Source organism: Propionispora sp. 2/2-37, from assembly GCF_001298735.1.
In the GTDB taxonomy this organism is placed as follows: Bacteria; Bacillota; Negativicutes; order Propionisporales; family Propionisporaceae; genus Propionispora.
Genome location: NZ_CYSP01000023.1, coordinates 1 through 15,700, shown reverse-complemented (window position 1 = coordinate 15,700; position 15,700 = coordinate 1). Strand labels below are relative to the sequence as shown.

The following is a 15,700-nucleotide window of genomic DNA, read 5'->3' as shown; positions in this document are numbered from 1 at the left end:
GGGGAAATTAGATGGATATTGCTGCTCTTTCGATTGATTATTCTCTTAGTAAGACACAAACCGAAGTAGGTATCCAGGTATTAAAAAAAATTATGGATACGAGTCAAACAAATAATGCAGAGATGTTAGCAATGCTGGTTCCACCCTCTGCTACCCTTGGAAACAGTATTGATGTAAGTATTTAAGTAAAAAACGCCCCGTTTACACGGGGCGTTTTTTTCGTAGAACATTGCTTTTATCAGCTAAAATCGGCCTTCATCTCTTCCGCAAACTGTTCGAGTAATCCCAAGTCATCCAATACACCTAAAATTGTATATTTAGGACGTACTTCTTTGGCCATGCGTATTGAATCGGCTGCTTCCTGTGCCGGTATAGCAATCTCCTGGGGCTTTGCCGCCGCGCCGGCACTTTCTAAAAGGGCACTTATTTGCTCTGAAGATGGTATTTCTTCCAGAATGGCTTGAATTTCCGGCCATTTTGTTTTTAATTTTTGAATCCGTGTCAAGCGCTTTTCTACAGAATACCTCTTGTCAGCTTTTATTTCTTCGATTAACCCCTGGGCATTGCCATGAAAATAATTTTCCATACCTTTTTCCCATTTGGCCTGATCAAATTTTTGGGCAAGCCCGGTCGCTTTAGCAAAATCTACTTTCGCCGCAGCAAGCTTCTTATATAATTTTGTTATCATCGTCGTGGCAACACCGACCTGAACACCATGGGGCGCTATTTTTTTGCCTTCCTCCAGCGCTACCATTTCCCAGCAGTGTGATATATGATGTTCAGAGCCAGAGGCGGGTCGGGAATTACCAATAAAACTCATGGCAATGCCGGTCAATACCAGACCTTCCATAATATGCCGGATAGCCTCAGGTTCACGCTCTTTTATTTTTTCAATATTATCTTTACATATCTGTATTGACTTATAGACCATCTTATTAATAACATCACAATAGTATTCGTCATTAACGATACGGCTGATTTTCCAATCGCTCAATGCCGAATATTTGCCCATAAGGTCACTCCAGCCGGCCATGATCATCGGCATAGGGGCTTCTTTGAGTACATCCACATCACCGATAATCGCCTTAGGGCATGCTGTAGCATAGGATATTTTTAAATTACCGATTACCAGCGCTGCATGCTGCGAGGCAAAACCGTCGACCGATGGAGCCGTGGCAACAACAATATTGTCAATCCCCAGCTTAAAGCTGACGAATTTACCAAGATCATTTAATACGCCCGCCCCCACTGTCAGGATAACATCAAAGTCATGCTCCGCATGAATGACAAGGTCACCGACAATTCTCTCGTCCGGAATGATGCGCCCTTTGATAATGTATGGCTTATAGTCAAAATTATTTTCCGTTAATACTTCCGCTACTTTGGAGGCAGCAATGTCCCAGGTAATGGAATCGGAAATTAACAGTGCCTTTTTATAGCCTAACTCTTGTAAGACTCCTGCCGTTTTGGCGATAGCTCCCTGTTCAATAACCACTTTTTTCATGTTAATCTGATGCGATTTACCACACTGACAATCCAGTGATTTGCCAAGTAAATCAGAAAGTGAACAACTATCGATATTTTCTAAAGTCAAATTCATCATGGTATCCCTTCTTATATTTGCAGGTTAAAATATTCCCAAAGCTCCGGTAACAGCGCCAAAAACAATCAATATCCCCATCAATTTAATTGGCGATACGCCGGCCCGAACCATTTTTAACACAACCAGAGTCAACACCAGCGGAATAAGACCAGGCATAAGCTTATCAAGCAAATCCGCTTGCAGGCTGAACTTTGCGCCACTTCCCAAATCATAATTCAAAGCAAACTGCAGGGGAATAAACCGTCCGACCAGTCCTCCCATAACCAGCGTTCCTAAGATGGAAGCAGCCTCAATTACACGGTTAATTTTACCGCCGGACATAATTTCCTCGACAGCCATACGACCGTATTTGTAACCATTCATCCACAAACTATAGGAAATTGAAGTCATAATAAGAAACTGGGCAAGAAGGAAAATGATGGGACCGGCAATATTATTATTATTTGTAATACCGATACAAATTGCCAGCATAATGGGCGTAATAACACCTTGTGTCAAGGTATCACCAATGCCGGCAATTGGCCCCATCAAACCAGTTTTAATTCCGTTGAACGCTTGATCGCTGATCGGTTTACCATTGGCCCGTTCCTCTTCCATAGCTACTGTTACCCCATGAATTACAGATCCACAAATCGGTTCCGTGTTAAAAAACGATAAATGACGGGTAACCCCGGCTTTCTGTTCTTCTTTGTCTTTGTATAATGCCTTTATAATCGGCAGCATAGCATGGGCAAATGCAGTTGCCTGCAAACGTTCATAATTGTAATTGGATTGGGCAAACATAAACCAATTAAACCAGGATTTAACTACGTCACTTTTCGATAATTTGGTTTCCGCCATGATTACATACCTCCTTCGCTCGTCGATTGATTATTGGAATTATGCTTCATTGCGCTAATGGTTAGCGCGAGAACCGCGCCTATGATCGAAATAATGATGATGTCCATTTTAAAATGAACAGATAAAATGATTCCAAGAACAAAAAATGGCATTGTGAAAGCGTTGCCAATCAATTTCAGGTTCATAGCGATCCCCAGTGCAGGAAGCATCGCGCCAATAACATTAAATACATGCAAAATATTAGGGGTTAAAACACTCAGCATTCCGTTCACTGCACCAGGTCCATAATATACAACCAAAGTAGCCGGAATAAAACTTACTATAAACAATAATATCTGTGGCGGTATAACATTGATAAAAGGCAGCATGCTAAGATTTCCTTTTTCAACTTCCCGATCCGCCCAATGAACGAAGAAGGAGTTTACTGTCATTTTGGCGATCCAAAGCACAGTCGCAATCGTCCCCAGCGGAACCGATATTGCCATCGCTGTACTTACATCCAGGTTGGAAATAATCGCCAAGGCAGTTCCCGCATACCCGGCGAAAGAAGGATCGCCCATTTGTGCCCCGCCTGCCGAAATAAAACCGAGATAAATAACGTTAATCCCGGCACCAATCAGCGCCCCCTCTAATGGCTGCCCCAGAATAATGCCTGTGATAAACCCTGCCAGCAGCGGCCTGTTAAGAGTAAAAAATCCAACATACGTGCACCATGGGCTCCACGAAAGATAATAGAAAAATCCAATTAAAGCAGCCTGAAGCAATGATACTTCCATTGTTAATCCCCCTTGCATTCTTATATTTTAAAATAAAGTTTTAATATCCATCGGCGAGGCGTCCGGTACAATTTGTACATAAACATTAACGCCGCGCTCAATCAATTTTTTAAAACAGGATTTTTCATCGTCGGAAATGGAAATATTGCGATATAACTGCTTACGCCCTTGTGTCGCCCCCATCCCGCCTAAATTCAAGTCTTTAATGTTCACGCCATTGTCCATTAAAGCTTCTACCGTTTCCGGGGTTTTTACCAAAATAATGACCCGCTCCCCCGTATCTTCTCCCTTCAAAATTCCGCTTGCGTCAGCAATTGTATGAATACCGATTTTAAATGAACTTGGTGCTGCCATTTTTAAAATTCTTACCATAAAATCATCCAGCGCTACTTCATCGTCCACAACAATAATACGGTTGGCCTTGGTGACTTTGGACCAGGCAGTAACAACCTGGCCATGAATTAAACGGTCATCAATTCTTGTCAGCACAATATTTAGCATTTCAAAGCACTCCTATCTTACCTTTTTGAATTACATGCGTCCCATTTCCGCGATTAACTCTTTGACTCCTTCTGCTCCAGAATTCATGCAATGCACTGCTAAATCATCCAGATTATAAGATGCACGCATCGTTAATGCCTCCAACAACATGGGAAAGCTCAATCCCGAAATACAGCGGAACTTATTTTTGACACGAGCACTTGCCATAGCCATTGCATTGTACGGACTTGCACCAAATAAATCGACAAATACGAGCACTCCGTCTCCTTCGTCAATTTTTTCAATTGTCTGTTGAACCAGGTCACAAAACATGGCAATATCGTCGCCGCGATTTAACCCGACCGATAAAGTTCCCGGCACTTCACCGACAATTAGTGATGCGCTCTTTAACATTGCTGCGCCAAAATCTTCATGTGTCAATAATAAAATTCCAATCATGGTACACCTCCTTTACGCTTTTCTTAACTTACGCTCTAAATAAATTGCAAAAACTATGCCAATACACATCGACATGTGTATTGGCATAGTTGGCATTAAATCACCTTTAGATTAAACATACATTTTATAAGACTATTTGATTTTTTGCTTTACGTAAAATTAAGAAGGAGAAATAATATACTCAAAATCTCACTCGCAGTCAATGTGTATTGTAATGTGTATTGTAAAATATCGTAATATGTGTATCGCAATGCGTATTACAACATATAAAGTAAAATCCTTTTCTTTATGCCGGTTACTCTGTGTTAGCTAAATTATAATGAAGTAATATCATTTCTACAATATAAGCAATTTCAGTATCCGGTAGGGAAACACCAAACACCTCTTCCGCTAGGATAAAGCGTTCCTTAATGATTTGAAATAACTCGCTTTTTTCCTGTTTTACCGAAGCGAAATTATTATAAGGAAGCGGTTCTTTCCGTATGATACGTTCAAGCATGCAAGCACAATGAAAATAGAACTTCAAGCAAATGGTGTCATCTGCTTCCAGACGGTAATCCTGTATTATGCCATTAAAAATTTCCTCCAATACCTTACAGGTCTTGTGAATATTCAAAAAGACAAGAACATTTGCCAACATGGAAATCACTCTGCCCGAAAGAGGCTTAATAGAAATTTGCGGCTCAATTTCAGCAATTTTATTTGCTGAACTAACTTCCTCGACCTTTACACGTTCACCGATAAATGAACTCATTGTAAGGACACTCTCTTCAATCTTCTGTAAGGTCATATTGGGCAGCATTGCCTTACGGGCAGCCTCAATCACCATCGGGGTGCTTACCATTCGAATCATGCGGGTCGGAACCCCGGTACGCTTGGTTATAATTTCAGGAAAAGTCGTCAGTGAACCCATATCCACCAGAAATAATACCCCGCTTCCCTGGTGAATACGCTGAACAAGTTTAACTGCCTCTTCCAGCGTTTCTTCAACTTTTGATTCCATTGGCATATCCAATGCGTGAATACAATCATAACCCAGTAAAACTTTAGCCACTTCCACCATATTACTCGCTGTAGAATGGCCATGGGCCATAACGACGACTTGTACCTTGCCGCTTTCCCTAGCCTGCATGGAATGGAGAAATACCGCAATAAAAGCCGTTTCATCATTCGGAATATGAATGTGTAAGGCCCTTTCTACTCTCAATTTGATTTTTCCCGCAACTTTATATTCCTCCGGGTATTTATTGCTGACCTTGGCAATATCCGGATAAATAGTAATATGCCCCTGGCGTAGGCGCTCAATCAGGGTTTCCATGTGCAAGGCCAGACCATAAATTACTTTCGTATCAACGGCATGTCCCAACAAATGGGGTGCTGCTTTCAACTCCGCTTCGATAATATTCACAATATCCGGTGTAGCGATCTTAGACAATATCTCCTGATCCATTTTCACATTATGCGCCTTTGCTTTGCCAAGTGTCTGATGCAGTCTCAGCTGCATTTCAGCACTAATATTTTCTTTTATTTCCCTAATAGAATGCCCTTCGCTATAAAGCTTCTGCGCATTTTCTAAAATGAACTCGTAAAAATCTTCACCGATTTGATATTCGTCAAATAACATAATATCATTTAAATTTTCACTTAAATTGTTTTCATTGCCGCTAAAAGTAATCGATCCGCAATCATTCAAATTAAAATTCTGCATAATTTCCTGACGCTTTTCATCCATGGCAAATATGCCTTCTTTAAGCTGATCGGTCAATTGAGACAGCTTGACATACACTGCTTCTTCTCTAGCGGTTATATATTCAATAAACGCATTGGCACAGAGCAATTGAATATCATTGCGCAATTGCCCGATATTTCCCTGGCACTTATAAATCAGCAGAACTTTCAGAACTTCTTTCGATACCGTTAGGGGAACTTTAATTTTCATTGATTCCTCACGGAAAAACTGACAAATTAAAAGCATTCTAACTTTCAACGGGCGTTCGCTTATGCTTGGCAGCGTTATAATAAGCGGAATACGCCGTAAAAAAGTGCTTAACACGGCTGACTGTGGAGCCTCTGTCGTTGCAGCGATAATTAAAACATTTGCCGAACGTACACCCTCCGTTTCTCCCAATCGTCGATATTCCCCCCGATCAATCAATGAAAATAACATTTCTTGGCCTTCCGGCGGCAAACGATGAATTTCATCTAAAAACAGAATACCGCCATCAGCCTGATCGACCAATCCCTTTTTTTCCCGTTCCGCCCCTGTATAAGCCCCTTTAACATGCCCAAACAGATGGGAAAGCAAAAGCTGTTTATTTTCCGCATAATCAGCACAATTAAAAATGATATATGGCGCATTGGCCGGCAGCCTGCCATTTTCCACCGCATAGCGATACATAACTCCGGCAAAGGTTGTCTTACCACTGCCGGTAGGACCGATTATCAAAGTATGCAACCCGTTCGGCGGATATAAGATAGCGGCCTTAGCCTGTTTAATCTGCACCTGCAGATCATCATACACACCAAAAACGCTTTCAAAAATACCTGAGTCCTGCTTTCTATTCCCGTATGCAGTTTCTCCCTTACTTTCGGCATGCTTCCCAGACATGTTTTTCGAAATACCCAATATGCTTTCTTCCATTTTCGAGGCATCGTGTAAAAGCGAAGCCTGTAACTCAGAAAAATCTTTAAACACTACAGATTCCAAGACACAGTCATAGGCAGCTTCTAGTGGTAAAACAGCCAAATACAGTACCGGTTTTCCAGTAATTTTAACTGCTTTCTTTTCTCTAACCAGAATATTAAGTTCCATACTTACATTATTACGCAATAACTGGAGAGAATCGGCAATATCTTTTGCCGAGAATCCAATTTTGTCATTCGCTGTAATAATTTCATTTACCACAGGCTCCGTAAATTGTAATAAAATTTTTAAAACTTTATCCTTTCTCATTTCATCATTTGCTGCACTTTCATGATGTTTCAGCAATTCACATCACTCCCAGAACTTTCTGCATGGATGACATATAAGAAGACCTAGTTAAACCAAATTTTTCGTAAAACAAATTCTTTCAATGAATATAACCTTCAATAAGCTTTTACCCAAAAAACAGGAAGGCAAAGCTCAAGTTCCCAATCAATCATAGCTGAGGACTTTCTTAAAGGCAATACTCTCAAAATTAATTTACGTATCAGAATTTTCCATGCCCATCAATAAAGTCCTCCTGTTGACTCTTTTCGAAAACGGCTCGGTACAGAAAGTTAGACAGAAGTTCAGGCACTTACTATTATTTTTCTCTTATATTTCATTTTTCAAAAATAACAGATATTCATTAAAAAAGCCTTCCGCTAAAATCGCCGGAAGGCGTACATTCCCTTATAATGTACCCAGCAGCAACCGAACCTGCCCACCCGGTTCCGGAGTAAAAAACAACCACCAACAAACATCATAGAAAATGACATGGATTTTAATAAAATATAGCCTGTATACTCATTTGTCGGTTTTAGTATTTTTTAAAAACTCTTCTAATGCTATTACCATTTCATTGTTAAGTGACCTTCTGTTTTTCTTGGCAGATTCGGAAATTTGCTTATAAATATCAGCAGGGATACGGAACGTCATTCTAACATCGTCAAATTCTTTTTCTTTCTTCATTTAAATCACCCCATTTTAATGTCATTATGATACCACAATAGTTGATTTTTTGCTATAAAATCCGCAAATATACTATAGACATGACACCATAATAGTACTATTATAGTGTCAAAGGAGGAGGTTTATTATGTCAAAAGAACGTAAAATTGTTAAATACAGTGCCCGCATTCCATCCAACGTAGATAAAAAAATCAAGATTTATGCTCAGAAAATTGGAGTATCTAAAAATGCTATTTTATTACTAGCATTAAAAGATTATATGAATAAAGAAGTACATAAATTATGAATGATAAATTGCGCCCGGCCCAGGGCATGATTAACGGAATAATATTGGGAACTATATTATGGATGATTATTGGCGCCATGATTTATTTATGCACAAAATAAAAAAGCACCCATATTATATGGGTACGTCTCAGACAAAACCGCTATCGTGCCAAAAGTGCCAGGTAGCGGTTTAATGTTATCATTATTAAAGTAACACAAAGACCAACTACATTGGTAAAAATATTTTATTTTTTACACAATATAAGCACCAAAATAAGCACCATTACGCAAAAACACCTCACAGCATAATTGCCGCGAGGTGCGTATTTACTAGTGGTGCGCCCGGCAGGAATCGAACCTGCGCACCCGGTTCCGGAGACCGGTGCTCTATCCCCTGAGCTACGGGCGCATATAATAACACTCACTTAAACACGAATATTATTATAGCATACCTTCTAATTAAATGTCCACTATTTTTTATGTCAAGACAGCATATACCTCTCGAAATTTTAAGGATTATCTGCTGATCTCATCCAGGGTTTTTCCTTTGGTTTCCTCTCCTGCCAGCCATACGATCACACCGACAGCCAGCATAACGGCAGTAAACATAGTAAAGATCATTTGGAAACCGCCCTGTCCTGCCAACATATAGCCTACAACGGTCGGGGCCAAAATCCCGCCAAAACGGCCAACAGCCGCTGCCCAGCCGGAACCTAAAGCCCGTATCCGGGTGGGATAGAGTTCCGGAGTATACGTATATACAACACCCCAGGCCCCCAGATTAAAGAAGGACATCAGGCTTCCCCACAGCAGTACCAGCGCCGGGCTGCCGCCTTGTCCAAAGAAGTAGGCGGATACGGCACTTAGTGCAAGAAAACTGCCTAAGGTAGCTCTGCGTCCAATTTTATCAACCAGATAGGCAGCAGCAAAATACCCCGGCAACTGAGCCAGTGTCATAATTAATACGTATTCAAAGGTTTTCAGCACCGTATACCCCTGTCCTACCATTAGCGAAGGCAGCCAGGTAAAAATACCGTAATAGGAAAATACGATACCAAACCATAATATCCACAGCACCAGCGTTCTTTTAAAAAATTCCGGCGACCATATATCGGCAAAGGCAGCCCAGCTTACTTCCTGCTGCGGTGGAGCAACCACGCGGTTATCCACCGGCAGACCGGCGCTGAGTTCAATGCGTCTCACAATGGCATGCGCCTGATCGACTTCGCCTTTATCCAGCAAATAGCGCACCGATTCAGGGATCCATTGCCAAAGATAAAATACATATAAGGCCGGAATCGCTCCTATAAAGAAGGCCATTTGCCAGCCATAATGCGGAATCAGCAGATAGGCAATCAGCGCTGCAGCCAGCCAGCCCAGCCCCCAAAAGCTTTCCAGCAAAACAATAAACTTTCCCCGGCTGGCAGGAGGTGCGTATTCGCTCACCAGAGTGACCGCTACCGGCAGCTGCCCGCCTAAACCAAAGCCAACCAAAAACCGGAGTATCAATAACGATTCATAATTCCAGGCTATTCCACATAAACCGGTTGCTATGCTATACAAAACCAGGGTGAAGGCAAACATCTTTTTACGGCCGAGCCGGTCGGCAGCCGTCCCCGCCAAAACAGCCCCCAAAGCCATTCCTATAAGTCCGATACTGCCGATATAGCCCATTTCAGTCGAAGTCAGTCCCCATGCTTTCGCCAAAGAAGGTAATACAAAAGCAATAATCCCTGTGTCCATAGCATCAAACATCCAGCCTAAACCGGTAATCAACAGTAATTTATAATGGAAACCGCCTACCGGAATGCGTTCCAAACGACTAATAATATCCATCCGTCATCCTCCTAAAACCGTTTGTATTGACACCAGTCTTGTCACAATGTTTATTATAGTTCGTATCCGTTGCCATGACAATAATTATCTTTGCCAATTCCGGTTATGAAGATGTACAGTAGGTCAGTGAATTAAAATCCCCGCCGCTTTCAACGCTCCCTCTATCTCCCGGAAAACTTCCTCCGAAGGAACTTCCACCGTGTGCAAATGTACGCCGCCCGTCACAATCGAAATCGGCTCCGCTCCGCTATTCGTCAGTGCAGCTAAAAAATCTGCGATATCCCGGCGTGACGACAGCATCAGGTTGGCCCGTATTTCTCCGTATACCGGATGTTCCACAATCACATCCCTGACCTTGCCGCCGTGATCAATGATAATCTCCAGTTCTTGCGCCACTTGCCGGCGGCTATGCTTGCAGGCCAGTGTCCCGGTGAGCGGCTGGGATACATTCTCCATTGGCAAAACATACCCTTGCGGAGTCGCATAAATATTAACTCCGGCAGCCCGTAAAATAGCGATATCACCAACAATAATCTGCCGGCTTACTCCCATTTCCCGGGCTAAAGTACTTCCGGTCAGCGGCTCCTTAGCCTGCCTTAATGCATTTAATAATTGCGCCCTGCGTTCTTTTGCTTCCATCATCTCACCCCGTTACTAATTATAGCATCTTTCCATATTCTCATTATAAAAGGAAGATTCCTGTTTCACCACCTGTTTACTTACTCTATTCTGCAGCTTTGCCATCTTTCAAAACGAGATAACAAAAAACGGGCCTGTACATTCCAGCCCCGCCTTGCTACTTTATTTACATTCCTCTGATAGGTTACAAAACTTCGGCCAAAGCCGTATCAACGGCTCCCTTTAAGGTGCTTTCTTCAATGGTGGCAAAACGGATTTCACCGGCCCGGAACGAATTTCCCATGGCCCGTTCTTCCACTGTCTGCAGAACGGTTTCCTCAATATAGTACTGAGCCCGCTCCAAACCGCCGCCAATGACCACCATCTCCGGATTAAAAATATTAAAAATGTTAGCCACCCCCATCCCCAGATAACGGGCAACCTGCTTAAGTACAGCTATCGAGAGTTCATCTCCGGCGGCAGCCGCCTGATAAACGGCTTCCGCACTAACCTGTTCTAAATCGTTCTGCACCAAATCAGAAACTATAGATCTTTGACCTTCTTTGATCGCCCTAACCACCGATGCCTCCAAAGCCGTTTCCGAAGCCAACGCCTCGAAGCAGCCATAATTGCCGCAACTGCATACCGGACCGGCGACATCAATAATCGTATGCCCGATTTCCCCGGCGCTGTTCGTCATGCCACGATACAACTCTCCATTAATAATAATACCGGCACCAATGCCGTGTCCCACCTTTAAAATGACTACATTGCTTGTTTCTTTGATCAAATCATGGTAGTAAATGCCACGCGTGATTGCTTTCACATCATTTTCCACAAAAACCGGTAATTGAAATTTATCTTCGATTATGGACTTTAGAGGAATATTACGCCAGCCGATTGAAGGGGCGTAAAGCGAAATTCCTGCCGCAGAATTAACCGGACCGCGTACCACCACGCTAATGGCCGCTATCGGTGCTTTGGCTTCCGACCGGCACTGTTCAATTGCCTCCAGCATCCATTCCAGTATCTCATTAGTCTCGGATTTCTCTATATTACGCGTTATTTTTTGAATAATTTCCGCTTCCGCATCAGTCCGGTAAATTTCAATATTTTTCGAACGAATCAACACAACAACAAGTTCAGCAAAGCCCGGATTGGTTTTTAACAGCAAGGGACGGCGCCCCCCACTGGATTCTCCGATCATGTATTCCAGTATGAGATCCGCGTCCAGCAATTTATTGGCTATATTAATCACAGTGGGAGGTGTCAAGTTCGTCAAACGGGCGATGTCAATTCTCGAGATAGGGCCACGTCGCCTAATAGTATTCAAAACGGTCAAATCATTAACGCTGCTGGTAACTTTGTCAATACATACTGCCACCAAAATACACTCCTCCCACTAGATTTTTTCATTTTTCTGTAACTTTTTTATAACATTTATTAAGTTTACCTTATTACACTTCTATTTTTTTTCTTTAAATCCTTCTCAGCTTGCAACTTATTAAATAATATTATTAACATATGGCACTAATTTGAGGTAAAATGTTTCACAAAAGAAAAAGCCGAGTCAAATAATCGACTCAGCTTATAAATGCAGCAAAAACCAGCACAGCTTACTTAGGGCTGATTAACGTTCCCTTGCCATAGACAGCTTCCCAATCTTCAACAAATTTGTTGACACTCCAGTCGGTCAACGGGTGTTTGGTCAGGCTCGCAAAAACGTCTTCACTGACAGTTACCGCCTGTGCCTCCACTAAACTGCATTTATGGACCTGGTCAACATTTTTAAAGCTGGCCGCCAAAACTCCCGTTTCAAAACCGCCTGCCTGAAAAATATGAACGATATCGGCAACGACCTGTACACCATCTCCACAAATATTATCAATCCGGTTGACATAGGGAGCAACAAAGTCGGCTCCCGCTTTCGCCGCCATAAGTGCCTGTTGCGCCGTAAACACGGCTGTTGCCGTAACGCCGATTCCCCTTTCATGGAGCAGGCGCATGGCCTTATATCCTTCCGGAATCACCGGAATTTTGATGAAAGTGTTTTTTCCGAGTTTCTCGACCAGACAGCCGGCTTCCACCAGAATGGTTTCGGCAGTCTGGCTTAACACCTGGGCATGAAGTGAACGCTGTGGTCCGATAATGGAGCGAATTTCCTGCAATACTTCCAAAAACGGTCTTTTCGTTTTGGCTAAAATAGTCGGATTGGTTGTTACCCCGTCAACAGGGAAAAGATCCACCGCTTTCTTTATATACTGTACGTCTGCCGTATCCAAAAGAATTTTCATGCTAATCTTCCTCTCTTACCTATAATTTTATCGACTGAATAAGCCGTCCTAACTTATTTTTTTAACCGAATCCCGCATCTGCTGAACCAGCAAGACATAATCGGCATCTTCACCTTTAAAAATAGAAGAAGTCCCCGCTACCAGCACGTTAGCTCCCGCTGCTACCGCCGGTGGAATGGTCTGACTATTAATATTTCCGTCAATTTCGATCAAAGGATTCAGGCCCCGTTCCCAACACATTTCCCTCAGTGTCCGGATCTTATGCAAAACGCTGGTAACAAACTTTTGCCCGGCAAACCCCGGGTCCACTGTCATAACAAGCACCATGTCAATTTCGTGCAATACATGCCGTAGTGCTGGCAGCGGTGTCGAGGGATTAAGCGCCACGACCGGCTTCACTCCGATTTCCCTAATCATATCCAATGTCCGGTGGAGGTGACGGGTAGCTTCGGCATGAACCGATATAAATTCCGGTTTACAGCCGGCAAACAATTTGATATATTTTTCCGGTTCAACCACCGCTAAATGAATATCCAGCGGTATACTGGTATAAGCCCGGATTTCCTCCAAAACATAGGGGCCCATGGCCAGGTTGGCCACATAAGAACCATCCATCACATCACAATGCAGCATATCCACCCTGGCTGCTTCTAAGCGGTCAAGCTCCCGGGCCAGATTCAGCTGGTTGGCACACATAATGGAAGCAGCTATTTTAATCATCAGCAACCCCTCATTTCTACTTCCAGCTCACTTATTTTCTGTAACCTGGGTATAAACCGTCCTCCACTGAAAGGGATGTCCAACCACAGCGTTGTGATCTCTTCCGCCATACGCTGGCTGATGATGCGGCTGCCCATGCACAAGACATTAATGTTGACATCGCTTTTAGCATATTTTACCGAAAACAATTCATTACACAGCCCGGCCCTGGCACCCGGCACTTTATTCGCGGCAATCGACATGCCTATGCCTGTTCCGCAAATCAAAATGCCGCCATCAACCTGTCCGGCAGCCGCTTGCTGGGCTACATGTTTGGCTATGGCCACATATTCCGGCGGTTTATCACCGGTATCCGGACCGCAATCCAAAACTTCAATGGATCGCTTTGCCAGGAAACCTTTCAATTGCTCCTTCATATCATATCCGGCATGATCAGACCCTATTGCGATTCTCATATTCCCCCTCCTCTAAACAGCTAGTTATTGTATTTTTCCAATATTGCCGCCAAGGCCTGCACATTGTCTCTGGTCTTTCCTTTTTGAAACAGGGAAGAGCCTACCACAATATTATGGGCCCCCGCTTTAACGACATCCTGTATATTCTCTGCATTGATACCGCCATCAACCTGAATTTCGAACCCATACCGGCCGGACTGCTTCGTTGCCAGGAGCTGCGCTATCTTTTCCTGCATGGCCACGATATGTTTTTGACCGCCATAACCGGGATTCACCGTCATAATCAAAACCAAATCCAGTAGATCGTACATATAATCCAGGACTTCCAGCGGTGTAGCCGGATTCAGGGCCACCCCCACCTGCTTACCGCTACTTCTGACCATTTGAATGGTTTTATGGAGATGGATGCAAGCTTCCGCATGAACGGTTATTAAATCCGCACCGGCATCGGCAAAGGTTTGTATATACCGTTCCGGGTTCATAACCATCAAATGAGTATCAAATTTCATCTTCGTCAAGGGACGCAGCATTTTTATCTGATCAGGTCCAAAAGCAATATTGGGAACAAAATTCCCATCCATTACATCAATGTGCAGGGCCGTGATATTATTTTCTTCTAAAATTTGTATTTCTTGAGCCAAATATCCCATATCCGCCGCCAGCAGCGAGGGGGAAAGAACAACGCTCATGTCAGAACCTCCTATTCTTCTTTCCTGCATTTAATCGAATACAACAAATATGATAGTACATACTAACATATACTTACATACTCGTATTGTAACAGTTCAATTCGCTATTTGTCAATCAGTCAATCACCGGTTATAATACAACTAACATATACTTACAGCAGATATGCTATAATATAAGATACATTCTCCCGGGGTTCACCGGTATCACAAAGTTTCGTATTGTTCAGGAGGCTAATTTTGAGTTTTGCAAATAAAGAATTAAACAAAAATGTGCCCGTACCACTTTATTATCAGCTTAAGCAACTGCTTTTAAACGAAATACGGACGGGAAACTTTAAAGAGCACGACTGCCTGCCCACCGAAATAGAACTTTCCAATATGTTTGGTATCAGCCGTCCTACAGTCCGGCAGGCCATTAACGAATTGGTTAATGAAGGCTACTTGTCGCGCTTAAAAGGTAAGGGAACTTTTGTAACCAAACCTAAAATCAATCAGGAATTTGTCCATATCATTGAAAATTTTAACGAAGGTATGCTGCGGAAGGGTATCAAACCCAAAACTAAAGTACTGAAGTTAAAGCTAATTCCGGCAGATGAGGAACTCTCTCAGGCTCTTGCGGTTGAACCGGCTGATAAAGTCATTGAACTATCGCGACTGCGCTATGCGAATGATGAGCCGATTGTGCTGGTTAGCACCTATATTCCCTATGCCTTATGCCCGGAAATTATGGAAATAAACCTTAAAGAACAATCCATTTACAAAACCTTCGAGAAAAATAATCTGTTTATAAAAAAAGTAAGACGTTTCTTCGAAGCGCAAAAAGCAAACGAAACCGATGCGCAGCTGCTTGAAATTCCGGAGGGTGATCCCATCCTGTATTTTGAGACCAAAGCCTACCTGCAAAGCGGGGCAGTCATTGAGTTCTCTAAACTAAAATACCGCGGTGACCGTAACAAATTCATCGTGGAATTGATAAAATAAAAAAACAAGGTCACTTTGACCTTGTTT

At 42.7% G+C, this 15,700-nt stretch carries 17 protein-coding genes and 1 tRNA gene; 3 read left to right on the top strand and 15 right to left on the bottom strand.

Annotated elements, in window-relative coordinates; all coding sequences use genetic code 11:
• Positions 1 to 11: 11 nt before the first annotated feature.
• Positions 12 to 185: a YjfB family protein gene (locus P22_RS20185; RefSeq protein WP_082378561.1), complete on the top strand. Its 174-nt coding sequence runs from the start codon at positions 12 to 14 to the stop codon at positions 183 to 185.
• A 53-nt stretch (positions 186 to 238) separates the two neighbouring features.
• Here the strand turns inward: P22_RS20185 and P22_RS18485 are convergent, their stop codons facing one another.
• The 7 genes from P22_RS18485 to P22_RS20180 form a co-directional block, all read right to left on the bottom strand.
• A complete protein-coding gene (locus tag P22_RS18485; RefSeq protein WP_054261718.1) occupies positions 239 to 1,603 on the bottom strand; it encodes a sn-glycerol-1-phosphate dehydrogenase in 1,365 nt (454 codons plus the stop codon).
• Between the two features lie 24 nt (positions 1,604 to 1,627).
• The gene (locus tag P22_RS18480; RefSeq protein ID WP_054261717.1) at positions 1,628 to 2,443 is read right to left on the bottom strand and encodes a PTS system mannose/fructose/sorbose family transporter subunit IID; all 816 of its coding nucleotides are present in this window, start codon (positions 2,441 to 2,443) and stop codon (positions 1,628 to 1,630) included.
• A 2-nt stretch (positions 2,444 to 2,445) separates the two neighbouring features.
• Positions 2,446 to 3,219, bottom strand: a complete 774-nt coding sequence (locus P22_RS18475; protein ID WP_054261716.1) for a PTS mannose/fructose/sorbose/N-acetylgalactosamine transporter subunit IIC — start codon at positions 3,217 to 3,219, stop codon at positions 2,446 to 2,448.
• Between the two features lie 27 nt (positions 3,220 to 3,246).
• Positions 3,247 to 3,720, bottom strand: coding sequence for a PTS sugar transporter subunit IIB (locus P22_RS18470; protein WP_054261715.1), 474 nt, complete (start codon positions 3,718 to 3,720; stop codon positions 3,247 to 3,249).
• A 30-nt stretch (positions 3,721 to 3,750) separates the two neighbouring features.
• Complete coding sequence (locus tag P22_RS18465) at positions 3,751 to 4,158, bottom strand: PTS sugar transporter subunit IIA (RefSeq protein ID WP_054261714.1); 408 nt, start codon at positions 4,156 to 4,158, stop codon at positions 3,751 to 3,753.
• Between the two features lie 295 nt (positions 4,159 to 4,453).
• Positions 4,454 to 7,147 carry a sigma-54-dependent transcriptional regulator gene (locus P22_RS18460; protein WP_216598113.1) on the bottom strand — a complete coding sequence of 898 codons (2,694 nt, stop codon included), beginning with the start codon at positions 7,145 to 7,147 and terminating at the stop codon, positions 4,454 to 4,456.
• Positions 7,148 to 7,648: 501 nt separating this feature from the next.
• Positions 7,649 to 7,813, bottom strand: a complete 165-nt coding sequence (locus tag P22_RS20180) for an Arc family DNA-binding protein (RefSeq protein WP_082378560.1) — start codon at positions 7,811 to 7,813, stop codon at positions 7,649 to 7,651.
• 127 nt (positions 7,814 to 7,940) lie between these two features.
• Between P22_RS20180 and P22_RS20805 the strand changes: the two genes are divergently transcribed.
• A complete protein-coding gene (locus P22_RS20805; RefSeq protein ID WP_156319055.1) occupies positions 7,941 to 8,099 on the top strand; it encodes a CopG family transcriptional regulator in 159 nt (52 codons plus the stop codon).
• A 315-nt stretch (positions 8,100 to 8,414) separates the two neighbouring features.
• Here P22_RS20805 and P22_RS18455 read toward each other — a convergent pair.
• The 8 genes from P22_RS18455 to rpe (P22_RS18420) all read right to left on the bottom strand — a co-directional run bounded on the left by P22_RS18455 (position 8,415) and on the right by rpe (P22_RS18420) (position 14,692).
• Positions 8,415 to 8,489, bottom strand: a tRNA-Arg gene (locus tag P22_RS18455).
• A gap of 107 nt (positions 8,490 to 8,596) precedes the next feature.
• A complete protein-coding gene (locus P22_RS18450; protein ID WP_054261713.1) occupies positions 8,597 to 9,916 on the bottom strand; it encodes an MFS transporter in 1,320 nt (439 codons plus the stop codon).
• A 123-nt stretch (positions 9,917 to 10,039) separates the two neighbouring features.
• Positions 10,040 to 10,555, bottom strand: a complete 516-nt coding sequence (locus P22_RS18445; RefSeq protein WP_054261712.1) for a transcription repressor NadR — start codon at positions 10,553 to 10,555, stop codon at positions 10,040 to 10,042.
• A gap of 184 nt (positions 10,556 to 10,739) precedes the next feature.
• Positions 10,740 to 11,918 carry an ROK family transcriptional regulator gene (locus P22_RS18440; RefSeq protein ID WP_235814721.1) on the bottom strand — a complete coding sequence of 393 codons (1,179 nt, stop codon included), beginning with the start codon at positions 11,916 to 11,918 and terminating at the stop codon, positions 10,740 to 10,742.
• A gap of 232 nt (positions 11,919 to 12,150) precedes the next feature.
• Entirely contained in the window at positions 12,151 to 12,828 is a 678-nt protein-coding gene (locus P22_RS18435; protein WP_054261710.1) for a transaldolase family protein, read from the bottom strand.
• Between the two features lie 48 nt (positions 12,829 to 12,876).
• Positions 12,877 to 13,548, bottom strand: a complete 672-nt coding sequence (gene rpe / locus P22_RS18430; RefSeq protein ID WP_054261709.1) for a ribulose-phosphate 3-epimerase — start codon at positions 13,546 to 13,548, stop codon at positions 12,877 to 12,879.
• On the bottom strand, positions 13,548 to 14,003 hold the full coding sequence (gene rpiB, locus P22_RS18425; RefSeq protein ID WP_054261708.1) for a ribose 5-phosphate isomerase B: 456 nt from the start codon (positions 14,001 to 14,003) through the stop codon (positions 13,548 to 13,550). Before rpiB ends, rpe (P22_RS18430) begins: the two co-directional genes overlap by 1 nt.
• Before the next feature lie 20 nt (positions 14,004 to 14,023).
• Complete coding sequence (gene rpe / locus P22_RS18420) at positions 14,024 to 14,692, bottom strand: ribulose-phosphate 3-epimerase (RefSeq protein WP_054261707.1); 669 nt, start codon at positions 14,690 to 14,692, stop codon at positions 14,024 to 14,026.
• 237 nt (positions 14,693 to 14,929) lie between these two features.
• Between rpe (P22_RS18420) and P22_RS18415 the strand changes: the two genes are divergently transcribed.
• Complete coding sequence (locus P22_RS18415) at positions 14,930 to 15,673, top strand: GntR family transcriptional regulator (protein ID WP_054261706.1); 744 nt, start codon at positions 14,930 to 14,932, stop codon at positions 15,671 to 15,673.
• Positions 15,674 to 15,700: the final 27 nt, after the last annotated feature.